We start from the raw sequence: 25,010 nt of genomic DNA on the forward strand, positions 1-25,010 counted from the left end.
AGCGGCGGCAAAAAACGTTGATATACTCGTCATACTTCAGCATCTGCGTTATTGCAGCAATGCGTCGCGTCCCTGGCGGATATCACGCGGCGACCAGTCAAATTCGCGGCGAAAAAGCGTCGAAAAGTGGTTACTGTCGCCAAATCCGCAGCGATAGGCGATATCGGTAACACTGTCATCGCTGTGGCGTAGCAGATGACGCGCTTTAATTAAACGCAGCCGGTTCAGATAGCGCTGCGGCGTCAGCCCGGTTTGTTGTTTCAACTGACGGTGCAAGGTGCGTAATGAGAGCGAAAACCGATCGGCCACGGCTTCCCAGCAAACCTCTTCGGCAAAGTGATCTTCCAGCCAGGCCATCAGGTGATTCAGCCGCGCATCATTATCCGTCGCCCCTTCCATCAGACTGCTTCTGCGTAGCAATACCAGCAACTGCATAAACACGATTTCGCGGTTGGCAATCGCTGGCGTATCCATCTCTTCATCGGGTTGTTCCAGCTGAGCAACCAACTGGCGCACCTGCTGTAACACCCCCTGGTTTACCCGCCAGTGGGACGGATACAGCCCATCCTGTTCCTGCGGTAAAAGCTGGTTCAGCCCTGCCAGAAACTGGAACGCATCCGGCGAACGATAGAGCACATTGGTCAGGCACAGATTGTCAGTATGTTCATACATGTGTCGGTCATGATCGCGAACAAAACAGACGGTGCCGCCGCTAATGGTGTACGGCTGTCCGTTGAACACATGAATGCCCGTGCCATGTTCAACGATCACGATTTCATGAAAATCATGATGGTGTTCAGGAAAAGCAGACTGAGGAAGCCGGGGTTCAATGGCGATGGGGGCTTTACCTGACGGAAAAAAATCCACGCTGTGCAATAGGGTCATGATGGCTTCCTGACATGAAGTGGAACATGACCGAAATAGTAATTAAGGGGTCGCCACCTCACCTTAAAGTTTTGACACGAAAGCACGCATATCCGGTCATTTTTTCAAGACAGGGCAGGAAAGTTCGCTAAATGCGGTCGCCGTCACATCAGCTAAAAACAGGCTCATTACTGGAAACTGTGAACGTCATCACGTTCATCTTTGCTTTCTTGCCAGCGGCTAATTTTGGCTGTCAGTAGCAAGAAGGTACCTTTTCCCCGGGGTTCTTAGACTCATTGCCATCACTCCTGGAAGGACCTCATTATGACTTTTCGCCATTGTGTCGCTGTCGATCTCGGCGCATCCAGTGGACGCGTTATGCTGGCGCGTTACGACAGCGCACACCGCACCCTGACGTTGCGTGAAATCCACCGTTTCGTGAATTGCCTGCAAAAAACAGACGGCTTCGACGCCTGGGATATCGACAGTCTGGAAGAGGCCATCCGTCTTGGGCTGGAGAAAGTCTGCGATGAAGGCATCCGCATTGACAGCATCGGGATTGATACCTGGGGCGTGGACTATGTCCTGCTGGATAAACACGGTCAGCGCGTCGGTCTGCCCGTCTCCTACCGTGACAGCCGTACCACAGGCGTGATGCAACAGGCGCAGGAACAACTCGGGAAAGCGGAAATTTATCGCCGCAGCGGTATTCAGTTTTTGCCGTTTAACACGTTGTATCAGTTACGCGCGCTGGTTGAACAACAACCGGAGCTGGTCCCCCAGGTGGCGCACGCCCTGCTGATTCCTGATTACTTTGCCTATTGCCTGACGGGCAAAATGAACTGGGAATACACCAACGCCACCACCACGCAACTCGTCAATATTCATAACGACGACTGGGATGAAACGCTGCTGGCGTGGACTGGAGCGGATCAAGCCTGGTTTGGTACTCCAACGCATCCGGGCAATGTCATCGGCCACTGGATTTGCCCGCAGGGGAATCAGATCCCGGTCGTTGCCGTCGCCAGCCACGATACCGCCAGCGCGGTGATTGCCTCTCCGCTGGCAGAAAAAAACAGTGCCTACCTCTCTTCCGGTACCTGGTCGCTGATGGGCTTCGAGAGCAGAACGCCCTATACCAATGACGTTGCGCTAAGCGCCAATATTACCAACGAGGGCGGCGCGGAAGGTCGCTACCGCGTGCTGAAAAATATCATGGGACTGTGGCTGCTTCAGCGCGTCCTGAAAGAACGCCAGATTACCGATCTGCCTGCGCTGATCGAGCAAACGCAGGCGCTGCCCGCTTGCCGTTTCGTGATTAATCCTAATGACGATCGCTTTATCAACCCTGCCGATATGGGCGCGGAAATTCAGGCTGCCTGTCGTGAAACCGGTCAACCGGTGCCCACGCAAGACGCCGAACTGGCCCGCTGCATTTTCGACAGCCTGGCGTTGCTGTACGCCCGCGTCCTGCAGGAACTGGCCGACCTTCGCGGTGAAGCCTTCACCAGCCTGCATATCGTCGGCGGCGGTTGCCAGAACGCATTACTGAACCAACTGTGCGCCGACGCCTGCGGTATCCGTGTGATGGCCGGTCCCGTAGAGGCGTCCACGCTCGGCAACATCGGTATCCAGCTCATGACGCTGGACGAACTGACCAACGTTGATGATTTCCGTCAGGTGGTGAGCGCCAACTACGACCTGACCACCTTTATTCCTCATCCTGATAGCGAAATTGCCCGCCATGTTGCGCAGTTTCAATCCACACGACAGACAAAGGAGCTTTGCGCATGACCACTCAACTTGAACAAGCCTGGGACCTGGCGAAACAGCGTTTTGCTGCGGTAGGTATCGATGTCGAAGAGACCCTGCGTCAGCTCGATCGTCTGCCGGTCTCTATGCACTGCTGGCAGGGCGATGACGTCGCCGGTTTTGAAAACCCGGAAGGCAACCTGACCGGCGGTATTCAGGCGACGGGTAACTACCCGGGCAAAGCGCGTAACGCGACCGAATTACGTGCCGATCTGGAGCAGGCGCTGAGCCTGATCCCTGGGCCGAAGCGCCTGAATCTGCATGCGATCTATCTGGAATCCGACACGCCGGTTTCTCGTGACCAGATCAAGCCAGAACACTTCAAAAACTGGGTGGAGTGGGCGAAAGCCAACCAACTGGGTCTCGATTTTAACCCGTCCTGCTTCTCACATCCGCTGAGCGCTGACGGTTTCACCCTTTCCCATCCGGATGCGAAAATTCGCCAGTTCTGGATCGATCACTGCAAGGCCAGCCGCCGCATCTCCGCCTATTTCGGTGAGCAACTGGGCACCCCGTCGGTGATGAACATCTGGATCCCGGATGGCATGAAAGACATCACTGTTGACCGTCTGGCACCACGTCAGCGTCTGCTGAATGCGCTGGATGATGTCATCAGCGAGAAACTGGACCCGGCGCATCACATTGATGCCGTTGAGAGCAAGCTGTTCGGTATTGGCGCAGAAAGCTACACCGTCGGCTCCAATGAGTTCTATATGGGCTACGCCGCCAGCCGCCAGACCGCGCTGTGCCTGGATGCGGGCCACTTCCACCCGACTGAAGTGATCTCTGACAAGATCTCCGCCGCCATGCTGTATGTACCGCGTCTGCTGCTGCACGTGAGCCGTCCGGTGCGTTGGGACAGCGACCATGTGGTGCTGCTGGACGATGAAACGCAGGCGATCGCCAGCGAGATTGTACGCAACGATCTGTTCGATCGCGTGCACATCGGCCTCGACTTCTTCGACGCGTCTATCAACCGCATCGCCGCGTGGGTTATCGGCACCCGCAACATGAAGAAAGCGCTGCTGCGCGCCCTGCTGGAACCCACTGCCGAGCTGCGTAAGCTGGAAGCCGAAGGCGATTACACCGCGCGTCTGGCGTTGCTTGAAGAGCAGAAATGCCTGCCGTGGCAGGCCGTGTGGGAGATGTATTGCCAGCGTCACGATACGCCAGCGGGCAGCCAGTGGCTGGAGAACGTGCGCGCGTACGAAAAAGATATTCTGAGCAAACGCGGCTAACTGAGCGCAATTGGTCTGTAGGCCGGATAAGACGCATCGCGTCGCCATCCGGCAATAAATAAAACACGAATGCCGGATGGCGCTGTGCTTATCCGGCCTACGTAAGACCCGAGCGATTTCGGGCAACAAAATATACAGGAACACCGAACATGCAGAACATTATGAATTCCTGGTTCGTCCAGGGGATGATCAAAGCCACTTCTGACGCCTGGCTGAAAGGCTGGGATGAGCGCAACGGCGGCAACCTGACATTGCGTCTGGATGAAGCGGATATTGCGCCATTTGCCGGCGATTTCCACGCAGAACCGCGCTATATCGCGCTGAGTCAGCCGATGCCGTTACTGGCAAACACCCCGTTTATCGTGACCGGCTCCGGTAAATTCTTCCGCAACGTTCAACTCGACCCGACGGCAAACATCGGCGTGGTGAAAGTCGACAGCGACGGCGCGGGCTATCACATCCTGTGGGGCTTAACCCACGAAGCGGTGCCGACCTCCGAATTGCCAGCGCACTTCCTTTCCCACTGCGAGCGCATCAAGGCCACCGGCGGCAAAGACCGCGTGATCATGCACTGCCACGCCACCAACCTGATCGCCCTGACCTACGTGCTGGAAAACCGCACCGACGTCATTACCCGCCAGCTGTGGGAAGGTAGCACCGAGTGTCTGGTGGTCTTCCCCGATGGCGTCGGCATTCTGCCGTGGATGGTGCCGGGCACCGACGAGATCGGCCAGGCGACTGCGGTCGAAATGCAGAAACATTCGCTGGTACTGTGGCCGTTCCACGGCGTATTCGGCAGTGGCCCTACCCTGGACGAAGCGTTCGGTTTGATAGATACCGCAGAGAAATCTGCTGAAGTTTTAGTCAAAATCTATTCGATGGGTGGCATGAAACAAACGATCACGCGTGAAGAGCTGATTGCGCTCGGTAAACGTTTTGGCGTGACCCCGCTGGCCAGCGCCCTGGCGCTGTAATAGCACCGCCCGCACCCGGCGACACGGACACTGCCGCCGGACATACAGCTATAATTTAAGGAGAGTAATCATGAGCTTTATGTTGGCACTTCCGAAAATCAGTCTGCATGGCGCAGGGGCAATTGGCGATATGGTTAACCTCGTGGCGAATAAGCAATGGGGTAAAGCGCTGATCGTCACCGATGGTCAACTGGTCAAACTGGGTCTGCTGGATAGTCTGTTTGCCGCACTGGATGCGCATCAAATGTCTTACCATCTGTTCGATGAGGTGTTCCCAAACCCGACCGAAGCGCTGGTGCAAAAAGGCTATGCGGCATACCAGGACGCGAACTGCGATTACATCATCGCGTTTGGCGGCGGCAGTCCGATCGATACCGCCAAAGCGGTGAAAATTCTGACGGCGAACCCTGGCCCATCAACGGCGTATTCCGGCGTCGGAAAAGTGAAAAATGCAGGCGTGCCGCTGGTCGCGATTAATACCACTGCCGGTACCGCAGCAGAAATGACCAGCAACGCGGTGATCATTGATTCTGCGCGTCAGGTCAAAGAGGTCATCATCGACCCGAACATCATTCCGGACATTGCCGTCGATGACGCCAGCGTCATGCTGGAAATCCCGGCGTCCGTCACGGCCGCAACCGGTATGGATGCGCTGACGCATGCGATCGAAGCGTATGTCTCCATTGGCGCGCACCCGCTCACCGACGCCAACGCGCTGGAAGCCATCCGCCTGATCGCCCTATGGCTGCCGAAAGCGGTAGACGAGGGTCATAACCTCGAAGCGCGTGAGCAAATGGCGTTTGGCCAGTATCTGGCGGGCATGGCGTTCAACAGCGCCGGTCTTGGTCTGGTTCACGCGCTAGCACACCAGCCGGGCGCCACCCACAACCTGCCGCACGGCGTCTGCAACGCCATTCTGCTGCCCATCATCGAAAACTTTAACCGCCCAAATGCCATTGCGCGTTTTGCTCGCGTGGCGCAGGCGATGGGTGTCGACACGCGCAATATGAGTGATGAAGCGGCCAGTATGGAAGCGATCAACGCCATTCGTGCATTGAGCAAGCGCGTCGGTATTCCGGCAGGTTTCAGCCAGCTTGGCGTGACCAAAGAGGATATCGAAGGCTGGCTGGACAAAGCCCTGGCCGATCCGTGCGCGCCATGTAACCCGCGTACCGCCAGCCGCGACGACGTCCGCGAGCTGTATCTGGAGGCGTTATGATCCGCAAAGCCTTTGTGATGCAGGTGTATGCCGACTCGCACGAAGAGTATCAGCGTCGTCATAACCCCATCTGGCCGGAACTGGAAGCAGTGCTAAAAGCACACGGCGCGCATCACTACGCGATTTATCTCGATAAAGAACGCAGCCTGCTGTTCGCGACCGTCGAGATTGAGTCAGAGGAGCGCTGGAACGCGGTTGCCAGTACCGACGTCTGCCAGCGTTGGTGGAAACACATGCGTGAAGTGATGCCGACTCACCCGGACAACAGTCCGTTGAGTGCAGAGTTAAAAGAGGTGTTTTACCTGGCGTGAGTTGTGTGCCCGGTGGTGAAAACGCCACCGGGCCATTGCAGTTAGAAATAGTATTTAAAGCGAACGCGGGCACCATAGCGATCGTCTGAGTCGTCGCCATTTATGCCATCGCCGTCGCTATCCAGAATCGAGTAATACAGACCGAGGTAGATATTGAAGTTTTGCATATCCATCACGTTGGCGAACTGATACGAAGCGTGGATAGTATGGATGTCATAGGTGCCTTCATTGTTAATCCAGCAGTCGTCATCACACACGACCCCTTCAAAATCATCAATCTTGTTATGTGCATAGATATAACCTAGCTCAAAGCGTTTCCACAGCGCATTCAGCCCGGCGGTAAAATCTTGTTCATCGCTGGCGTCAAGATACGCGGTATTCAGGTTCACCACCACGCCGTTATCCGCATCGGTTTTGAGTCCATTCCACGTCATTGTCAGACCGTAACCGGTGCGGTCTGACTGATCGACAAACTTGCCTTCACCGTTGGTGTAGCCGTAAGCGTTATTGACCACGTTCGATTCCATCGCCGCAGCAACCGAGAATGCACCCTGCGACCACGAGATTACCGGACGCAAATAGGCAACGTTTTTCTGCTGCTCCATTGTGCGACCATGGAAATCGTCATCGTTATAAAGTGATGTACCGTCTTCCAGCAGCGTGTTTAATTCAAAGTACCAGTTATCGATCTGTTTACTGACCAGGAAGTTACCGCCCGCATCAGAACGTCCACGGCCCTCTTTCATCATGTAGATATAGCCACTGCCGTCGTCATAAAGATCGTTGGCGGTATTACCCGAATGCTCAATAAAGGTATCCTGATTGAGTGGGAACATATCATATGCTTCGAAGCGCCCAACCTTCACTTTCCAGTCATTCTCTTTACCAAAGAAGAAGACCGAGTCATCGATATTCACCGAGCCTGATAGATCACCCAACGGTTGGGCGGAGAATCCAGCATAATAGCCATTATCCAGCTTACGCATGCCATCAAAGCCCAGCAAAATTCGGCCATTAATATTCCACTTTTCGTTGGTCGGATCGTGATCAATATTGGCATTGGTCATGGCCAGCAGCCCATGATTACTTTCCGCATCCATGTTGAATTCCACGTCGCCGTAGATTTTCAGATCGCCATAACCGGAAAGCAGCAGATGAGGTGCAGAAGCATTCTTTTTGGTCTCTTCCGCAGTCGTTTGACCATTTACTGGCGTATTTCCCTGCGCGGCTTTAATTTCACGAATTTCGCTCGTCTGTTGCGTCTGTAATTGCTGGAGCTGAGTTTCCGCTTTCGCCGCCCGGTTTTCTGCGGCCTCCAGCCTGGATTCAAGTTGCTCAAGGCGTTGCTCCAGCGTCATTTTTTGCGTTTTAGCAATACTATTATTTGCCACTAATAATAAACCGATGGCTAACGCTAACGTCGATTTCTTCATTTATTCTCGTTCCTTGAAGTAAAGAATAACCCTCGTATTTTTCAGGAATACGCGTAATGAATATAAAAATAAAATGTATTTTGTTTTTATATTTAACAACAACTGCAATCGATCATATAAATAACTCAAAATCGTTTGCTCAGTTGCTACGGGCTAATAAGTATTAGCATGCTGATTTTTTAGTGTAAATGCAGTGTTTTTTCAGTTCGTGAGGAATATAACAATAGTGGCGAAATAAACGAAATATCGTAAAAACAAATAAATATAGTTTGTGCAAAAAAATAATCATGAATGATAAATCAGCGTGGTTCGATTAAAACCACGCCTGTACTATTTGGCACTCTCTTAATTTTGCTCAGCCACCAGAATCGCCTGGGTATCCGGTTCCAGCGCTTTGAAAATATGCTCCTGATCGGCGGGGTAACAAATATAATCACCCTCGTTTAACTCTTCTGCCGCTTCCGTCAGACCGACCAGCGCTTTTCCCTTCGTCACAATAATGTGCTCAATCGACCCCGATGAATGTGGATGTGAAATACGATCCGCACCGGGTTGCGTCAACAGCAGATAGATGTCACGCCGTGCGCCGGGCGGACAACTTGCCAGCAAAATGGCCTGATAGTGCGCCAGTTCTGCCACAACTTTCGTCCCTTCTCCGCGACGGAGCACCTGCGTTTTTTGTACCTGGGGCTCAAGTAAGCGTGCAAAAGGAATATCCAGCGCCACGCAGAGCGACCAGAGCGTTTCCAGGCTAGGATTACCATTCCCCGCTTCCAGTTGCGAAAGCGTGGATTTTGCAATCCCTGCCCGCCGGGCGATTTCTGCCAGCGACAAGCCTGTACGTTGACGCTCACGCACCAGGCTTTTGGCAATCACGCTGATGGGTTGTGTCATACACGACTCCATGTTTTTTATATCGAACGAATCGTTCGTCTTGTAATGCGAATCTGTTGCGTTCATTATAATGGAAATTCGTTCGATATGGCTAAATAACATGAAGCACTTTCTCTCTTGTCTCAAAGGAGACACGATCAAAGCGATATTTTTAGTCTGTCTGGCTGTGGGGGTTGTCGGCATGTCCTACGGCTCGCTGGCGATGGCCTACGGTTTCCCTCTCTGGGTGCCGTTTGTGCTCTCCATCACCGTGCTGGCTGGCGCATCCGAATTTATGTTCATTGGGATCATCGCCAGTGGGGGGAACCCGCTGGCCGCAGCGGCAGCCGGTTTATTGGTGAATGCGAGGCACATCCCGTTTGGCGTCACGGTCCGCGATCTGGTGGGCACACGCGCGGCCAGCTTTCTCGGTTGTCATATTATGAACGATGAAAGCGTCGTCTTTGGCCTGTCGCAAAAAACACCGGAACAGCGTAAAGCGGCCTACTGGCTGTGCGGCGCGGGTGTGGCGATTTTATGGCCGCTGGGCACACTGCTCGGTGCAGTGGTCGGCAAAATGCTGCCAGATCCGGAAACCATCGGGCTGGATGCCGTATTCCCGGCTATTTTACTGGCGCTGGTTGTCCCGGCATTCAGGAATCGTACAACGCTGGTCCGCGCCTGTAGCGGGGCGACACTCTCTCTCGCCGCCGTTCCTTTTGCTCCCGTGGGACTGCCTGTGCTGCTTTCCCTGCTTGGCTTACTGACGAGGAAAAAATAATGGGCAACATGACGCTGTTTATTATCGGTATCGCCATCCTGTCGGCAGGCACCTATCTGATGCGACTGGGCGGAGCAAAACTCGGGAGTCGCTTAGCCCTTTCAGAGCGTTCTCAGGCATTACTCTCCGACGCGGCCACCGTGTTGCTGTTTTCTGTGGCGTTGGCGACCACCTTTTATGAAAGCGACCATTTTGCCGGAATGGCACGCGTGTTGGGCGTCGCCTTTGCCGTATTTTTAGCCTGGCGCAAAATGCCATTGATTGCGGTCATTATCGCAGCGGCCGTGGTCACGGCATTGCTGAGACTGGCGGGCATAAACTAAAAAAGCGCCCAAGGGCGCTTTCACATATTGATATTACAGGATTAACGGCCCATCGCATTAAACCACGTCACCATCTGGTTATAGCTATCCATAACCTTCTCAAAAGTGCCATCAACCATTTGCGGGGCATTTTCCATCAACATCTTCTCCCCCGTCGTCAGAGGCGTATTGTCCCGGATGCGGCGGACACGCGTTTTAGCATCCAGAAGATATTTTTCCGCTGCATCGATAAACGTTGAGGCCTGAGGCTTACGATCCCGTGAGTCGTTTTTGGCTTCGCCTTGCTTCGATTTCAGTTGCTCAATTTGCTCGCCCAGGTCCTGCACCTGTTTCATCGTAGCATCTGTATCCAGCTTATCGGACTGAATTGCCTGATTAATCTTTTTGCTGGTCAACATGATCGACAGCGCATAGTAGTCAAAAGATTTACCTTCTTGCGCTTCAATCTTTTTAAGCAGTTGCGCCTGACGTCTGTCATTGATTTCATGGATAGCTTCGGAGTACGTGTCAGATGTGGATTTGAAGGCCGAAAATGCCTGCATAAACTGAGTATGCAACTCTTTGCCTTTTGCGAAAGCATCATCTTTATAGTCTTGCTGCTCGTAGTATTTATTCATCTTATTTATTACGTTCACTATATCAATTGATGAATTGATATAGGGTAAAGCCGCTTTATCAATAGGCTCCAGTTCTGGCTTTAATGCCGCAACCTCAGATATATTGGCATGGCACTTATCTAAATTAGCCGTAATCTTAGAAATACCGTAGACATACTCCTCCTTACCGGTAGGTCCCTTTTTTAGATCGGCTAACCATGTGGAGTATGATTGAATACTGCGGTAAATAGTTTCATCAATATCATTATAACATTCAATGTAAACATGCATTTTTTCGCTAACAATGCTTTCTGAATCCGTACTCTTTTCTTCATTTTTACTGACATTTGAAGAGGTTGATGGGTTAGCCGGAACCGGAGTTGCAGAAGCCGTCGAAGATACAGGCGCACTTTCCGCTGTTTTATTATCATCACATCCGACAACTCCTGCCAATAATAAAGCACAACCTATTACTGTAGACAATAAATCCCTTTTCATTGATATCCCTTCCATTAAAATTAACGTATCAGCGTGTCAATCCAGAAAAAGAATCATACCGTAATGGCGATATTATTCAGATACAAAAAAAGCGCCACCAGGGCGCTTTTAAAAATAATGATGACGATCGGCCGTTCACTTTTTCCGTATTTGTGCATCGATCCAGGAGATTACCGGCTTAATATCTAGCGGTTGTTGCTGGTCAACCGTAAACACGGGTCCCAACCGCATCGGTTCGGCGTGCTCTGCAAGCAGAGCTAACTCAGGCAAATACTCCTCGCCAGGATGACCCGGCTTACGATCCTGTAACCGCATGGCGTAACGCGTCACCGCCAGTTCGGGCGTGATGTGATTCCACACTTCTACCACCTTCTCAACGCCCGCCTGCTGCAGTAGTCGCAGTAACGTTTCACGAGACTGAAAACCAAACCAGGCATCCACTAACCAGACGACGCTTGCCGGAGAGTGTCCGATAATCGACCAAATCACTTCATAGGCCGCACAGCCTAACTGGCGATTAAAAGGTCGGTCGATATCAGTAAAGCGCGCCATAAATGGCTCTTTGATACCATCAATCGTCAGCAGCGGTAGGCTGAATGCTTCTGATAGCTGCCGGGTGATCGTGCTTTTACCTGAAGCGGGGATCCCGTTAATTAAGATGACTGTTTTACAATCCGGCACGAGATGTCGTTTCATAGCAGCGCGACCACCTCTTCTCTGGAATTTGCCGCCCGTAGCTTCGCCATACGTTCATCGTTATCAAGTAAGGCGACAATAGCGCGAATGCCCTCTTCAATATGTGAATTACTGTCCTGTGCACCAAACATAATGACAATGTCGGCGGCTTCACTGTCGGCAAACTGAATGGGCTTATCCAGCAACACCAGGCTAAAACAGTTACGCTTCACCCCGCACTCTGGCCGTGCATGGGGAATGGCTACGCCTTCATCAAACACATAATACGCCCCGTGACTGAGGGTATTATCAATCACTGCCTGACCATATTCCGCTGAAATATACCCTTTAGCGACCAATGGACTGGCCGCCAGTTGAATCACTTTCTGCCAGTCAGTTTCCGATACTCCAACCTGAATCGCATCAGCCTCGATAAGTAATTCTTTTATCGTCATGACTACTCCCTAAGAGTCTAATTAACCAGGCTCTAAATATTTCGGCGAATAACATTACGCAACTCATCTATACGTACAAAAAGCGAATCAATCTCTTGCCGGTGCGTTTTGCTTTTGGCATAGACAGATAACGCCCGGTTATATATCAATATTAATGCTTTTTGTATTTCGCCATTACCGGGATTGCCCTGAAGTTCACCTTCCAACCTGACGATCTCTCCCGCCAGGACACGGGATTGTTCATCATAATCTTCTGGCGGGTGTTTTTCTTTCTTCCATAATGATTTCAAAGATTCAAACATAGCGATCTCCCGCCCTGATGGACGACAGGGCAACAAAACAGAATTTATTAATAACGGAATTATTTAAATAAAGCGATCTTTTCCATTAATACATTAGCCACAGCGTTATTGGCAGGAATTAAAAACTTGCGCACGCTGTCATTCACTTTGCCTTTCTCAAACGTATTTTTACACTGGTCGACCCATTGCACGTTCATTTCCGTGCCGACATTCACTTTATTAATGCCTTCAGTGACCGCCAGGCGCATATCATCGTCGCTCACGCCCGTTCCACCATGTAACACCAGCGGAACGCCGGTCGCAACGCTGATCTCTTTTAGCCGCTGATGCTGAATCTGCGCCTTCCCGGTATACAGGCCGTGTACCGTGCCAACGGATACCGCCAGCATGTCAACCTGCGTTTCGTCAACAAAGCGTTTGGCATCTTCTACCGTCGTAAAGCAGATATCTTCTGCCGCAACGGCTTTGCCATCCTCTGACCCGCCGATGGCCCCAAGCTCGCCTTCAACCGTAATATTTCGCGGACGCGCCATCTCCACGACGATGCGGGTATTACCGATATTCTCTTCCAGCCCCAGGTGCGAGCCGTCATACATGACCGAGGAAAATCCGGCGTTCATCGCCGTCTCGATCGCACTGATATCAGAGCAGTGATCCAGGTGCAGACAGGTCGGGACATTTTCACTCTCCGCCAGCGAACGAACCGCATCCACCAACAGGCGATAGCCCAGATATTCAGCCGTCCCGGTCGAAATCTGAATCATTAACGGGCTGTTCGTTTTTTGCGCAGCCTTGAAAAAGGCGGGCAGCATTTCAATACAGTGCAGATTAAAAGATCCAATCGCTTTGAAATTTCTTTCCTGGCCGATTTTAAGAATCTCGTTGAAGTTATACAGACTCATGAACATTTTCCCCTTTTGGCTTAGCTGATTTACCGTTTACGAACCATGCCAGTGCGGCAACAAAAACAATGAACAATGCAACGAAGAGCCAGTTATTCTGGAAGGCGTGACCCAATACGAGGCCAGAGCTGATGACGTCTGAATCGCTGAACGTGACGCCGGTAAAACCGTATGTTTCAAGCATCGGCACCAGAATAGCGGGCAGGAAAGTGATAAACAGACCATGAACCACGCCACCGATCATGGCCCCGCGACGGCCGCCCAGCGCATTGCCGAACACACCCGCCGTACCACCGGCAAAGAAGTTGGTTAACAGACCCGGCAGAATCATCGCCAGACCAAACATCGGGAAGACCAGCATGCCGATGATAGAGCCGACGGTCGTAGCCAGGAATCCCACAATCACCGCGTTGGGTGCATAGGGGAATAGAACCGGGCAATCCAGCGCTGGCTTTGCGTCCGGGACGATACGCATGGCAATACCGCGAAACGCCGGAACCAGCTCATTCAGCAATAAACGCACGCCGCTGTAGAGCACGAAGACGCCGGCCACAAACTGAATGGACTGCATGAAGGCATACATCAGGTAGTTAATGCCGTTAGAAAACTGGGCGATATATTCCGGGCCCGCCGCCAACGCCGGAATCAGGTACATCGGCACCATCACCACCGCCATCGCGAGGTAAGTATCCTGTAAGAACTTGAAGTTATCGGGTAATTCGAGATCTTCCGTGGAGCGAGACCCTTTGCCCACGACTTTAGCAACAGCGGCCTGCACCAGGTAACCGATGGTACAAAAGTGCCCCAATGCCACATCATCCGAACCGGTGATGCGTCTGACCACCGGTTGCGCCAGCGCAGGCATCAGTACCGCCATCACGCCACCAAAAATCCCGCCGGTCAAAATCAATGGAAGCCCGGTGAGACCCGATTTATAGCCAATTACCGCGCCAATGGTCGCCATCCACAGCAAGGCCTGTCCGGTCAGGAAGATGTATTTCAGCGGCGTCAGACGCGCGATAATAATATTGACGGCAAAAATCACCATCAATGTTAACGCCACTTCCGATCCCAACTCGCGGTTGGCTAACCCGGCGATGGCGGCCACATCGGTAATGTAGCCTTTCATGCCAAACCCCTGGGTGAAGATATCGTTCAGGAAGGTCAGCGTGGCGACAATAATGTTGATCCCGGCCATCATGATTAAAAAACCAAGCAACGTTTTAAACGTTCCTTCAGCGGTTTTCCCCGGCGATTTTTTTTGCAAAATCAGCCCGAACATCGCGATAAAGGCGATTAATATCGATGCCTGACCGAGCAAATCTTTTACGATGAACTCAACGAAGCTATTCATAATGGGCTACCTTTAGATTGCGTTCTTTTAAAAACGCGACGATCTTGGTTTCAATTTCGTCTTTATCCGTGAGCTTATTCAGTACCACGACCCGTTTAATTTCTTCCTCACTGGCATCTGCCGTTAAGATGTCAGCAAAGGTTTTTTGCGTCAGAATCATATCGGATTTAAACGCTCCTGCTTCGGATACCGTGGTATGTTCAATATGGGCAGGAATTTCCAGTTTCTTTAAAACAGCTTTCGCCGTCATTTCAATAGCAAAACTTGAACCGAGGCCGCAGCCACATACGCAAAGAATTTTCAGCATGTAAGGTCTCCTCAAATAATATTGAGTTGTTTGGCAAGTTTGTAATGATGTCCGTCTGTATCGACCAGACGTTTTTTCATACTGACTAAATCAATCGGAATAGGTTTATTACTTTGATTTATAATAATGGCTTTATTTTTCATCCCTGACTGAACGCACCGAACCACTTCGTTCGCCATAATGGTGCCCTGATAAATTTCTTCACAGGTTGGGTCGCCATTACGCAAACCGTACCCGACAATCGTTTTACGAATTCGCTCGCCGATGCGCGGTTCGAGTTGCTTGATCATCGTATCAATGGCCCCCTGAAAGCCGGGAGAGTATTCCCTGGTATAGCCTTCTGAGCACAGGATAATCACGCTGTTTTGGACTGCCAGTTTCTGTTTCACCCGCTGCGCTAACGTTTCAAGCGGCATCTGGGATTCTGGTATCAAGGCGATATCCGCATTGCATTTAATGGCTGACTGCAGTGTCAATTCGCCACAATATCCCCCCAATAACTCCACCATAAAAACGCGCCCAGGAAGCGCTCTGCCCGTATTTCGTAAACGCGAAACCTCCTTAATAATCTGTTCGCAGGCGGTCGAAAATCCGATCGTATAATGGCTGCCATAAACATCATTATCGATGGTCATTCCCACGCCAAAGCAATTGATATCAAATTCACTCAGAGTATTCAGAAACTGCAAACTGCCGTCGCCGCCGGCCATAATGAGCACGTCAATACGCAGCGACTTTATTTTTTTCGCGATCGCTTCGTATTCGCTACGTTGCAATTTACGGATTGTTCTTCCCGACGTAATGATCGGTATTGCCGCGATGGAAAAATCAACCAAATCGCGCCAGGTGACGTCATGGTGATTTTTCTCCAGTAAACCAGGAATACCACCATTGAATAATGTAATTTCCGCATTCGCGAGTTTAGCCACCTGGAATATAAAATTATTAATTCCAGAAACGTCTCCACCACTAATGACAATACCCATTTTCATCGCGTTTCCTCCGAAGCGTCCGTGGAAACATTTTTCCCTGACTTCAAGCTAGTTATTTGCAATGAAGATCACAAAATGCCGATAATTTTGCCAATCCGTGGTATTGACAGCGCTTAATTAACAGTGTTTTTTGTGATCAATGTCTCTATTTAAAACAGCGACGGAGTTAACATTTGTTTTTGAATTTAGTTAATTATCATTGAGTTAAAGACCGAAGGTAAATCCATTATCTTCGCAATGCTATTCGATGAGGAAGCGTATTTTATGAAAAGGCAAAAATGTGATTAAGGCCCTGTTTTTTATTTTCAGGGTGCCTCATTAACTGGAATAATAGCGGCGGGAAGGAATAGCAGATACAAAAAAAGCGCCGCAAGGGCGCTCTTTCGACAGTTGGCTGGAATACTTATTTCAGCAGTTCGGCCGTCATATGCACACGGTTACCGGTGTAAGCCTGAGTGATTTTGTAGGCGCTGGCACCCGCCTGTTCAGCCTGAGCGGCAATTTTCGCTTCAGCGCTTTCCAGCGTCGAACCTGTCGCAGTAATCGACTGTGCGGCAAAAGAGCCGAAAGACGTAGCGAGAGCGATAGCTGCGACAAAAATTTTGATGCTTTTCATGGTATAACCCTTTTAATTTAGTTGTTTTGATAAGGCATTTTGCCTTGATGTGATAAATAATAGCCTTCACATCACACAACTAAAAGCGGAGGGATTTGCCAAACTAATTCAAAATTTTTGACTATTATTTTACTCAGCAATCAATCGCTGTGGATGGGTATAAATCGTCGCTCTGCCCGGTTTGCAAAAACCCACCAGCGTCAAATTACAGCGCTCGGCGACTTCAATCGCGAGCGTGGTGGCGGCGGAAACGGCGAACAGGATCTCGACGCCGCACATCGCTGACTTTTGCACCATCTCATAGCTGGCGCGACTGGAAACCAGCGCGGCACCACTTTTCCAGGTGTCATCTTCCCTGCCACGCCGACCCAGCAGTTTATCCAGTGCAACGTGTCGACCCACATCCTCATGTCCCCCAGCCAGATGACCGGAGGGCAGAACCCATGCCGCGGCGTGAGTACACCCGGTGAGCTGCCCAATCGGCTGAAAATCGCTCAGATGCCTGAGGGCATGATCAAGGTTCGCAAGGTCAAACCTCTGGGTAAATGGCAGAGGTTGAACGGGTTTACCGATGTCGTTGAGTTGCTCAACGCCACAAACCCCGCAACCGGTTCTCCCGGCCAATGCCCGGCGGCGTTCTTTCAGCCCCATGAAACGGCGGCTGGAGAGTTCGACCTGGACTTCAAGGCCATTGCAGGAAGGTACAACCTCCATCCCATAAATATCGCGCGGGTGGTCGATAATGCCTTCAGAAAGCGAAAAGCCCATCGCGAAGTGCTCAAGATCTTTTGGAGAAGCCATCATCACGACGTGAGAAATCCCGTTGTATACCAACGCGACGGGCACTTCTTCAGCTACCTCATCCGGCTGAGGATGTTGTAAATCCTCACGTTTCCATAAGGTCACCTGGCGAGAACCTGTGACGCACGTCACGTTTTGAACCTCTTCGGGATGTATCTTATTCACTTTCTTTTAACCGTATAAGAACACGCATACCAACATTGTGGTATTCTTTACAAACCCCTCCTGGATGGAGGGAAATTACCCCAATTCTGGACCTTTACGGGCACATCCGTAAAGAAAAATAACAACCACTCCCCGCGCATCTGGATACAAATGTAAAAGGGAAGTGACAATGTCGAAACAAGGAGCAAACCATGCAGGTCAGCAGAAGGCAGTTCTTTAAGATCTGCGCTGGCGGTATGGCAGGCACCACGGCAGCGGCACTGGGCTTCGCGCCCGGCGTAGCGCTCGCGGAAACACGGCAATATAAACTGCTGCGCACCCGCGAAACCCGTAACACCTGCACTTACTGTTCCGTCGGCTGTGGGCTGTTAATGTACAGTCTCGGCGATGGAGCTAAAAACGCCAAAGCATCTATCTTCCACATCGAAGGCGATCCGGACCATCCGGTAAACCGCGGTGCGCTCTGCCCGAAAGGGGCTGGTCTGGTGGACTTCATTCACTCAGAAAGCCGCCTGAAGTTCCCGGAATACCGTGCACCAGGCTCTGATAAGTGGCAACAAATCAGTTGGGATGAGGCATTTGACCGCATCGCCAAACTAATGAAAGAAGACCGCGACGCCAACTACGTTGCACAAAACGCCGAAGGCGTTACCGTTAACCGCTGGCTCTCCACCGGGATGCTGTGCGCATCCGCTTCCAGTAACGAAACCGGCTATTTAACACAAAAATTCTCCCGCGCGCTGGGTATGCTCGCGGTCGACAACCAGGCGCGCGTCTGACACGGACCAACGGTAGCAAGTCTTGCTCCAACATTTGGTCGCGGTGCGATGACCAACCACTGGGTCGACATCAAGAACGCCAACCTGATCGTGGTGATGGGCGGTAATGCCGCTGAAGCTCACCCTGTAGGTTTCCGCTGGGCGATGGAAGCCAAAATTCACAACGGCGCGAAGCTGATTGTGATTGATCCTCGTTTCACGCGTACAGCGTCGGTGGCCGATTTCTATGCGCCAATCCGTTCCGGTACTGACATTGCCTTCTTGTCAGGCGTCATGCTGTACCTGCTGAACAACGAAAAATTCAACCGCGAATATACCGAAGCCTATACCAACGCCAGCCTGATCGTGCGTGAAGATTATGGCTTCGACGATGGCCTGTTTACCGGCTATGACGCGGACAAACGCAAGTACGATAAAACCAGCTGGAACTACGAGCTGGACGAAAACGGCTTCGCTAAACGCGATACCACTCTGCAACACCCGCGTTGCGTATGGAACCTGCTGAAACAGCACGTCTCCCGCTACACGCCGGACGTGGTGGAAAACATCTGTGGTACGCCGAAAGCCGACTTCCTGAAAGTGTGTGAGTACATCGCAGAAACCAGCGCGAAAGACAAAACCGCTTCGTTCCTGTATGCCCTCGGCTGGACCCAGCACTCCGTTGGCGCGCAGAACATCCGCACCATGGCGATGATCCAGTTGCTGCTCGGCAACATGGGGATGGCAGGCGGCGGCGTTAACGCCCTGCGTGGTCACTCAAACATTCAGGGTCTGACCGACCTTGGCCTGTTGTCACAGAGCCTGCCGGGCTACATGACGCTGCCAAGCGAGAAGCAAACTGACCTGCAAACCTACCTTGCCGCCAGCACACCAAAACCGCTGCTGGAAGGCCAGGTGAACTACTGGGGCAACTATCCGAAATTCTTCGTCTCAATGATGAAGGCCTTCTTTGGTGATAAAGCGACAGCCGAAAACAGCTGGGGCTTTGACTGGTTGCCGAAGTGGGACAAGGGCTACGACGTTCTGCAGTATTTCGAGATGATGAGCCAGGGCAAGGTCAACGGCTATATCTGCCAGGGCTTTAACCCAGTTGCTTCATTCCCGAACAAAAACAAAGTCGTAGCGTCACTCTCCAAACTGAAGTTCCTGGTGACCATCGACCCGCTCAACACTGAGACGTCCACCTTCTGGCAAAACCATGGTGAGTCGAACGACGTTGATCCGTCAAAAATCCAGACTGAAGTGTTCCGTCTGCCGTCCACCTGCTTTGCCGAAGAGAACGGTTCTATCGTGAACTCCGGTCGTTGGCTGCAGTGGCACTGGAAAGGCGCGGATGCCCCAGGGATTGCCGCAACCGATGGTGAAATCCTCGCCGGTATCTTCCTGCGCCTGCGCAAGATGTACGCCGAACAGGGTGGTGCGAACCCGGAACAAGTGCTGAGCATGAGCTGGAACTACTCCACGCCACATGAGCCGGCTTCGGAAGAAGTGGCGATGGAGAGTAACGGTAAGGCGCTGGCCGATATCATCGACCCGGCAACGGGTGCCGTGATCGTCAAGAAAGGCCAACAGCTCAGTTCGTTCGCGCAACTGCGTGACGACGGCACCACCTCCAGCGGTTGCTGGATCTTCGCCGGTAGCTGGACGCCGGAAGGCAACCAGATGGCGCGTCGCGATAACGCCGACCCGTCAGGTCTCGGCAATACGCTGGGCTGGGCGTGGGCGTGGCCGCTTAACCGTCGCATTCTGTATAACCGCGCTTCCGCTGACCCGCAGGGCAACCCGTGGGATCCAAAACGTCAGATCCTGAAATGGGACGGCGCAAAATGGAGCGGGATGGATATTCCGGACTACAGCGCCGCCGCACCGGGCAGCAATGTCGGGCCGTTTATCATGCAACCGGAAGGGATGGGACGCCTGTTTGCTATCGATAAGATGGCGGAAGGACCGTTCCCGGAACACTACGAGCCGTTTGAAACGCCGCTGGGCACGAACCCGCTGCACCCGAACGTTATCTCCAACCCTGCCGCTCGTATCTTTAAAGGCGACGAAGAGGCGCTGGGTAAAGCCGATAAATTCCCGTATGTCGGGACCACGTATCGTCTGACCGAGCACTTCCACTACTGGACCAAGCATGCGCTGCTTAACGCTATCGCACAGCCGGAACAGTTCGTGGAGATCGGCGAGAAGCTGGCGAATAAACTCGGCATCGCTCATGGCGATACCGTGAAGGTCTCTTCCAACCGTGGCTACATCAAAGCCAAGGCGGTGGTGACCAAGCGTATTCGCACGCTGAAAGCAAACGGTAAGGATATCGATACCATCGGTATTCCTATTCACTGGGGCTACGAGGGCGTGGCGAAGAAAGGCTTTATCGCCAATACGTTGACGCCGTTCGTCGGTGATGCGAACACGCAGACACCGGAATTTAAGTCCTTCCTGGTGAACGTGGAAAAGGTGTAACGGAGACGACTTATGGCTTATCAATCGCAAGACATTATCCGTCGTTCCGCGACTAACGGTTTCACCCCCGCGCCTCAGGCGCGGGACCATCAGGAAGAGGTGGCGAAGCTTATTGACGTCACCACCTGTATCGGCTGCAAAGCCTGTCAGGTGGCCTGTTCTGAGTGGAACGATATTCGTGATGAAATCGGTAGCAACGTCGGGGTGTATGACAACCCGGCGGATTTAACCGCCAAATCCTGGACGGTGATGCGCTTCTCGGAAGTAGAGCAGGACGACAAACTGGAATGGCTGATCCGCAAAGACGGCTGTATGCACTGCGCCGATCCGGGCTGCCTGAAGGCGTGTCCGGCAGAAGGCGCGATCATTCAGTACGCCAACGGCATCGTCGACTTCCAGTCTGAGCAGTGCATCGGCTGCGGCTACTGCATTGCTGGCTGCCCGTTCGACGTGCCGCGACTGAATCCGGAAGACAACCGCGTCTACAAATGTACGCTGTGTGTTGACCGTGTGAACGTCGGGCAAGAACCGGCCTGTGTAAAAACATGTCCGACGGGTGCGATTCACTTTGGCACCAAAGAGGATATGAAAACGCTGGCGAGCGAACGCGTGGCTGAACTGAAAACGCGTGGCTACGACAATGCGGGTCTGTACGATCCGGCAGGCGTTGGCGGTACGCACGTGATGTACGTGCTGCACCATGCCGACAAGCCGAATCTGTACCACGGTCTGCCGGAGAACCCGGAAATCAGCGCGACCGTGAAATTCTGGAAAGGCATCTGGAAACCTCTCGCAGCGGTCGGCTTTGCCGCGACCTTTGCCGCCAGTATCTTCCACTACGTTGGCGTAGGTCCGAACCGTACGGAAGAGGAAGATGACAATCTGCACGAAGAGAATGACGAGGTGCGCAAATGAAACGACGTGACACCATCGTGCGCTACTCCGCGCCGGAACGTATCAACCACTGGGTCACCGCCTTCTGCTTCATCCTGGCGGCGGTGAGCGGGCTGGGGTTCTTCTTCCCCTCCTTCAACTGGCTGATGCAGATCATGGGCACTCCACAACTGGCGCGAATTCTGCACCCGTTTGTTGGCGTGATCATGTTTGCCTCGTTCATCATCATGTTTTTCCGTTACTGGCACCACAATCTAATCAATCGGGATGATATCTTTTGGGCGAAGAATATTCGTAAGATTGTCGTCAACGAGGAAGTAGGTGACACCGGGCGGTATAACTTCGGTCAGAAATGCGTTTTCTGGGCGGCGATTATCTTCCTGGTACTGTTGCTGGTGAGCGGTGTGATCATCTGGCGTCCGTACTTTGCGCCTGCTTTCTCAATCCCGGTGATCCGATTCGCGTTAATGCTGCATTCATTTGCCGCAGTGGCGTTAATTGTGGTTATCATGGTGCATATTTACGCCGCCCTTTGGGTGAAAGGCACCATTACCGCGATGGTGGAAGGATGGGTAACCAAATCGTGGGCGAAGAAACATCACCCGCGCTGGTACCGTGAAGTTCGCCAGAAACAGGAAAAGTCATCTGAATGAGTATTCGCATAATCCCGCAAGATGAGCTGGGTTCGAGCGAAAAACGCACGGCGGATATGATTCCGCCGTTGTTATTCCCCAGACTCAAAAATGTATATAACCGCCGCGCTGAACGTCTGCGCGAGCTGGCCGAGAATAACCCACTGGGCGATTACCTGCGCTTTGCCGCGCTGATCGCGCATGCCCAGGAAGTGGTGCTGTACGATCATCCGTTAGAGATAGATCTCACTGCACGCATCAAAGAGGCAAATGAGCAGGGTAAGCCTCCACTGGATATTCACGTTTTACCGCGTGATAAACACTGGCAGAAACTCCTGCTTTCGCTGATTGCCGAGCTGAAACCCGAAATGAACGGCCCGGCACTGGCGGTGATTGAGAATCTGGAGAAAGCGTCCTCTCAGGAACTGGAAATGATGGCCAGCGCGCTGTTTGCCTCTGACTTCTCGTTAGTGAGCAGTGATAAAGCGCCGTTTATCTGGGCCGCACTGTCGCTTTACTGGGCGCAAATGGCGAGCCTGATTCCGGGGAAAGCCCGTGCGGAATATGGCGAGCAACGCCAGTTCTGCCCGGTGTGCGGCTCAATGCCGGTCTCCAGCATGGTGCAAATTGGCACCACCCAGGGCCTGCGTTACCTGCACTGCAACCTGTGTGAAACCGAGTGGCACGTGGTCCGCGTGAAATGCAGCAACTGCGAACAGAGCCGCGATTTGCACTACTGGTCTCTCGATAACGAGCAGGCAGCGATTAAAGCGGAAAGCTGCGGTGACTGTGGCACTTACCTGAAGATTCTTTATCAGGAAAAAGACCCGAAAGTAGAAGCCGTTGCCGACGACCTCGCCTCACTGATACTGGACGCACGTATGGAGCAAGAGGGCTTTGCCCGCAGTTCCATCAACCCGTTCCTGTTCCCAGGAGAGGGGGAGTAAGTTCCCTTGTATATTACCGGGCGGCGTAAGTCGCCCGAGTTACAGTTCATAGGGCGTCACGACGCCAGGTATTCCCGCAAAATCCTTCGTATTGCGCGTGACCAGTTCAAGACGGTGAATCTGTGCGGTAGCCAGAATAATGGCATCCGGAAGCTTCAGTCCATAATCCTGCCGTAGAACAACGCTTCGCTCAGCAATCTCCTGCGAAACACCAATGATGTTAAATGCGCTCATCGCAACCCGTGTGCGATGTTCCTGATTGTATTTCCTGGCGCCAACCAGCACTTCCATCCAGGTGATGAGGCTTATCGCATTCTGCGGCGGCCATGCGTCCAGCGCTTGCTTTGCTTCCCCTCGCCCGCTGAACAAATCGATTAAAATATTGGTGTCAAAAAGTGCCGATCCTTTAGCCATTACCACTCCTCGCGAAGTTTGCGCTGGTATTCAACGCCATCTTCTTCACAGCCTTGCCACAGGCCAAGTGCGTTAGAAATTGTTGTTTCTGCCTGATCCTGTCTTTCCAGATACTGCTCAACCGCTTCCCGTAACAGTTCGGCACGCGGAAGATTGCGCTGCACCTTGAGATCGTCCAGCCGTTTAATCACTTCATCAGATAAATCGAGTAAAATTCTGCCCATATCCAGTCCAGTCATTATGCTCATATATATCTCCAGCATATCACCTAAGATTAAAGTATGAGCAATTTACACCCGGTTTATTTTAAAAAATAGAGGGCTCGTGGAGGTCTTTTCACTTTTGCGAGCACCTTTCCAGAATGCGCATTTCCCCGCCTCTCTCTATTCCCATCCGCCAAAATCAGGCGTATAAACTGTACATCCATACAGCAAAAAGGATTTCACCATGGCACTGGAAAAAGGTATTGCTGAGCAAGTTGCCGCGTTTATCGCAGCGGGTCGCCCCTCTTCACGTCAACAGAGTATTGATGATCGGAGGGCGGGGTACATCGCCAGTTCAGTCCTGGCGGGAGAGACTGAATCACGCGTCCATATCCAGACTATCGAACGGGAGGGGATAACGTTTCGCGTCTATTCGCCGCTTCGTGGTTCCACGATTCTGCCCACGATTATCTACTACCACGGTGGCTGTTTTGTTAGCGGTGGCTTTGCCACTCATGACAAACAGCTACGCCAGTTGGCGTTCTATGGCGAATGTCGGGTGATCGCCGTCCAGTATCGACTGGCACCAGAACACTCTTTTCCCGCTGCCCATGATGACGCGCTAAAAGGGGCAGACCTGATCTGGCAACATGCCGAACTGTTTGGCGTGGATAAGCATCGTATCACTCTGGCGGGCGATAGCGCGGGTGGGCACCTGGCGTTGGTGACAGCCTTACGGCTCAAGGCGACTGGTGAGTGGCAACCTGCGCAGCTTATCCTGATTTACCCCATGCTCGACGCAACGGCTTACTTTGAAAGCTATACCCGTAATGGACTGGATTACATCATCACCCGCGATACGCTGCTTAGCGGTTATGAGATGTACCTGCCGGGCATCGATCGCCACCATCCGGAAGCCAGCCCGCTGTGGCGAGATGATTTCAATGGCCTGCCGCCTGTTCATATCATTACTGCAGAATTCGACCCGCTATGCGACGAAGGGGAAGCGCTTTATCAGAGAATGACAGAGCAAGGCGTAGCGTGTACCTGCCAGCGCTATCTCGGAGTCATTCATGGCTTCTTTCAGTTGGGTGGCATCAGCCTGGCGGCACGGGAAGTCATACGGAATGTGGCATTGAAGGCGGGAAGGTAATATTCCCCGTGTCATTTTGCATTGCCATCGGGTG

27 protein-coding genes are annotated in these 25,010 nt (G+C 52.3%); 12 read left to right on the forward strand and 15 right to left on the reverse strand.

The features are described from left to right. Window positions 1-48 precede the first annotated feature (48 nt). Window positions 49-885, reverse strand: a complete 837-nt coding sequence (gene rhaS, locus P2W74_RS22430) for an HTH-type transcriptional activator RhaS (RefSeq protein ID WP_276293290.1) — start codon at window positions 883-885, stop codon at window positions 49-51. A gap of 303 nt (window positions 886-1,188) precedes the next feature. Here rhaS and rhaB point away from each other — a divergent pair, with 303 nt between their 5' ends. The 5 genes from rhaB (at window position 1,189) to rhaM (ending at window position 6,418) form a co-directional block, all read left to right on the forward strand. Further along, window positions 1,189-2,658 (forward strand): rhamnulokinase, encoded by a 1,470-nt coding sequence (gene rhaB / locus P2W74_RS22435; protein WP_276293291.1) that lies wholly within the window; start codon window positions 1,189-1,191, stop codon window positions 2,656-2,658. Further along, window positions 2,655-3,914, forward strand: coding sequence for an L-rhamnose isomerase (gene rhaA, locus P2W74_RS22440; RefSeq protein ID WP_276293292.1), 1,260 nt, complete (start codon window positions 2,655-2,657; stop codon window positions 3,912-3,914). Before rhaB ends, rhaA begins: the two co-directional genes overlap by 4 nt. Window positions 3,915-4,063: 149 nt before the next feature. Further along, a complete protein-coding gene (gene rhaD, locus P2W74_RS22445) occupies window positions 4,064-4,888 on the forward strand; it encodes a rhamnulose-1-phosphate aldolase (RefSeq protein WP_276293293.1) in 825 nt (274 codons plus the stop codon). Between the two features lie 70 nt (window positions 4,889-4,958). Further along, window positions 4,959-6,107 carry a lactaldehyde reductase gene (gene fucO / locus P2W74_RS22450; RefSeq protein WP_276293294.1) on the forward strand — a complete coding sequence of 383 codons (1,149 nt, stop codon included), beginning with the start codon at window positions 4,959-4,961 and terminating at the stop codon, window positions 6,105-6,107. Next, window positions 6,104-6,418 carry an L-rhamnose mutarotase gene (rhaM, locus tag P2W74_RS22455; protein ID WP_276293295.1) on the forward strand — a complete coding sequence of 105 codons (315 nt, stop codon included), beginning with the start codon at window positions 6,104-6,106 and terminating at the stop codon, window positions 6,416-6,418. Before fucO ends, rhaM begins: the two co-directional genes overlap by 4 nt. Window positions 6,419-6,459: 41 nt before the next feature. On the opposite strand, the gene P2W74_RS22460 is transcribed toward rhaM, so the two are convergent. Together P2W74_RS22460 and P2W74_RS22465 are read right to left on the reverse strand one after the other, a co-directional pair. After that, window positions 6,460-7,851: a carbohydrate porin gene (locus P2W74_RS22460; protein ID WP_276293296.1), complete on the reverse strand. Its 1,392-nt coding sequence runs from the start codon at window positions 7,849-7,851 to the stop codon at window positions 6,460-6,462. Between the two features lie 345 nt (window positions 7,852-8,196). After that, window positions 8,197-8,745: a helix-turn-helix domain-containing protein gene (locus tag P2W74_RS22465; protein WP_276293297.1), complete on the reverse strand. Its 549-nt coding sequence runs from the start codon at window positions 8,743-8,745 to the stop codon at window positions 8,197-8,199. A 100-nt stretch (window positions 8,746-8,845) separates the two neighbouring features. Between P2W74_RS22465 and P2W74_RS22470 the strand changes: the two genes are divergently transcribed. Together P2W74_RS22470 and P2W74_RS22475 are read left to right on the forward strand one after the other, a co-directional pair. Then, on the forward strand, window positions 8,846-9,505 hold the full coding sequence (locus P2W74_RS22470; protein ID WP_276293298.1) for an AzlC family ABC transporter permease: 660 nt from the start codon (window positions 8,846-8,848) through the stop codon (window positions 9,503-9,505). After that, on the forward strand, window positions 9,505-9,828 hold the full coding sequence (locus P2W74_RS22475; RefSeq protein WP_276293299.1) for an AzlD domain-containing protein: 324 nt from the start codon (window positions 9,505-9,507) through the stop codon (window positions 9,826-9,828). Before P2W74_RS22470 ends, P2W74_RS22475 begins: the two co-directional genes overlap by 1 nt. A 41-nt stretch (window positions 9,829-9,869) precedes the next feature. Here the strand turns inward: P2W74_RS22475 and P2W74_RS22480 are convergent, their stop codons facing one another. The 10 genes from P2W74_RS22480 to fdhD all read right to left on the reverse strand — a co-directional run bounded on the left by P2W74_RS22480 (window position 9,870) and on the right by fdhD (window position 17,491). Next, window positions 9,870-10,922, reverse strand: coding sequence for a YiiG family protein (locus P2W74_RS22480; RefSeq protein ID WP_276293300.1), 1,053 nt, complete (start codon window positions 10,920-10,922; stop codon window positions 9,870-9,872). Between the two features lie 135 nt (window positions 10,923-11,057). Next, complete coding sequence (locus P2W74_RS22485; RefSeq protein WP_276293301.1) at window positions 11,058-11,618, reverse strand: P-loop nucleotide/nucleoside kinase family protein; 561 nt, start codon at window positions 11,616-11,618, stop codon at window positions 11,058-11,060. Continuing rightward, window positions 11,615-12,052 carry a PTS sugar transporter subunit IIA gene (locus tag P2W74_RS22490; RefSeq protein ID WP_276293302.1) on the reverse strand — a complete coding sequence of 146 codons (438 nt, stop codon included), beginning with the start codon at window positions 12,050-12,052 and terminating at the stop codon, window positions 11,615-11,617. The genes P2W74_RS22485 and P2W74_RS22490 overlap by 4 nt, the downstream gene beginning before the upstream one ends. A 32-nt stretch (window positions 12,053-12,084) precedes the next feature. Next, window positions 12,085-12,354: a hypothetical protein gene (locus P2W74_RS22495; protein ID WP_276293303.1), complete on the reverse strand. Its 270-nt coding sequence runs from the start codon at window positions 12,352-12,354 to the stop codon at window positions 12,085-12,087. Between the two features lie 59 nt (window positions 12,355-12,413). Further along, window positions 12,414-13,256, reverse strand: coding sequence for a class II fructose-bisphosphate aldolase (locus P2W74_RS22500; protein ID WP_276293305.1), 843 nt, complete (start codon window positions 13,254-13,256; stop codon window positions 12,414-12,416). Next, complete coding sequence (locus P2W74_RS22505) at window positions 13,243-14,610, reverse strand: PTS sugar transporter subunit IIC (RefSeq protein WP_276293306.1); 1,368 nt, start codon at window positions 14,608-14,610, stop codon at window positions 13,243-13,245. The genes P2W74_RS22500 and P2W74_RS22505 overlap by 14 nt, the downstream gene beginning before the upstream one ends. After that, the gene (locus tag P2W74_RS22510) at window positions 14,603-14,917 is read right to left on the reverse strand and encodes a PTS sugar transporter subunit IIB (RefSeq protein WP_276293307.1); all 315 of its coding nucleotides are present in this window, start codon (window positions 14,915-14,917) and stop codon (window positions 14,603-14,605) included. Before P2W74_RS22510 ends, P2W74_RS22505 begins: the two co-directional genes overlap by 8 nt. Before the next feature lie 11 nt (window positions 14,918-14,928). Further along, a complete protein-coding gene (locus P2W74_RS22515) occupies window positions 14,929-15,909 on the reverse strand; it encodes a 6-phosphofructokinase (RefSeq protein WP_276293308.1) in 981 nt (326 codons plus the stop codon). A 403-nt stretch (window positions 15,910-16,312) separates the two neighbouring features. After that, window positions 16,313-16,525 (reverse strand): YdgH/BhsA/McbA family protein, encoded by a 213-nt coding sequence (locus P2W74_RS22520; protein ID WP_276293309.1) that lies wholly within the window; start codon window positions 16,523-16,525, stop codon window positions 16,313-16,315. Window positions 16,526-16,654: 129 nt separating this feature from the next. Continuing rightward, on the reverse strand, window positions 16,655-17,491 hold the full coding sequence (fdhD, locus tag P2W74_RS22525; protein WP_276293310.1) for a formate dehydrogenase accessory sulfurtransferase FdhD: 837 nt from the start codon (window positions 17,489-17,491) through the stop codon (window positions 16,655-16,657). Window positions 17,492-17,682: 191 nt separating this feature from the next. Between fdhD and fdnG the strand changes: the two genes are divergently transcribed. The 4 genes from fdnG to fdhE are packed head-to-tail and all read left to right on the forward strand — an operon-like array spanning window position 17,683 to window position 23,206. Further along, window positions 17,683-20,733, forward strand: coding sequence for a formate dehydrogenase-N subunit alpha (gene fdnG / locus P2W74_RS22530; protein WP_276293311.1), 3,051 nt, complete (start codon window positions 17,683-17,685; stop codon window positions 20,731-20,733). 12 nt (window positions 20,734-20,745) lie between these two features. Then, window positions 20,746-21,648: a formate dehydrogenase subunit beta gene (gene fdxH, locus P2W74_RS22535; RefSeq protein WP_276293312.1), complete on the forward strand. Its 903-nt coding sequence runs from the start codon at window positions 20,746-20,748 to the stop codon at window positions 21,646-21,648. After that, window positions 21,645-22,280, forward strand: a complete 636-nt coding sequence (fdoI, locus tag P2W74_RS22540) for a formate dehydrogenase cytochrome b556 subunit (RefSeq protein ID WP_192613906.1) — start codon at window positions 21,645-21,647, stop codon at window positions 22,278-22,280. The genes fdxH and fdoI overlap by 4 nt, the downstream gene beginning before the upstream one ends. Further along, entirely contained in the window at window positions 22,277-23,206 is a 930-nt protein-coding gene (gene fdhE, locus P2W74_RS22545) for a formate dehydrogenase accessory protein FdhE (RefSeq protein WP_276293313.1), read from the forward strand. The genes fdoI and fdhE overlap by 4 nt, the downstream gene beginning before the upstream one ends. 39 nt (window positions 23,207-23,245) lie before the next feature. On the opposite strand, the gene P2W74_RS22550 is transcribed toward fdhE, so the two are convergent. Continuing rightward, entirely contained in the window at window positions 23,246-23,620 is a 375-nt protein-coding gene (locus P2W74_RS22550) for a type II toxin-antitoxin system VapC family toxin (protein ID WP_276293314.1), read from the reverse strand. Next, window positions 23,620-23,862, reverse strand: a complete 243-nt coding sequence (locus tag P2W74_RS22555; protein ID WP_192614423.1) for a ribbon-helix-helix domain-containing protein — start codon at window positions 23,860-23,862, stop codon at window positions 23,620-23,622. Before P2W74_RS22555 ends, P2W74_RS22550 begins: the two co-directional genes overlap by 1 nt. A 205-nt stretch (window positions 23,863-24,067) precedes the next feature. On the opposite strand from P2W74_RS22555, the gene P2W74_RS22560 reads away from it, so the two are divergent. Then, window positions 24,068-24,976 (forward strand): alpha/beta hydrolase, encoded by a 909-nt coding sequence (locus P2W74_RS22560; RefSeq protein ID WP_276293315.1) that lies wholly within the window; start codon window positions 24,068-24,070, stop codon window positions 24,974-24,976. The last annotated feature ends 34 nt before the right edge of the window (window positions 24,977-25,010 follow it).

It is taken from the genome of Citrobacter enshiensis (assembly GCF_029338175.1).
Lineage (GTDB): Bacteria > Pseudomonadota > Gammaproteobacteria > Enterobacterales > Enterobacteriaceae > Citrobacter_D > Citrobacter_D enshiensis.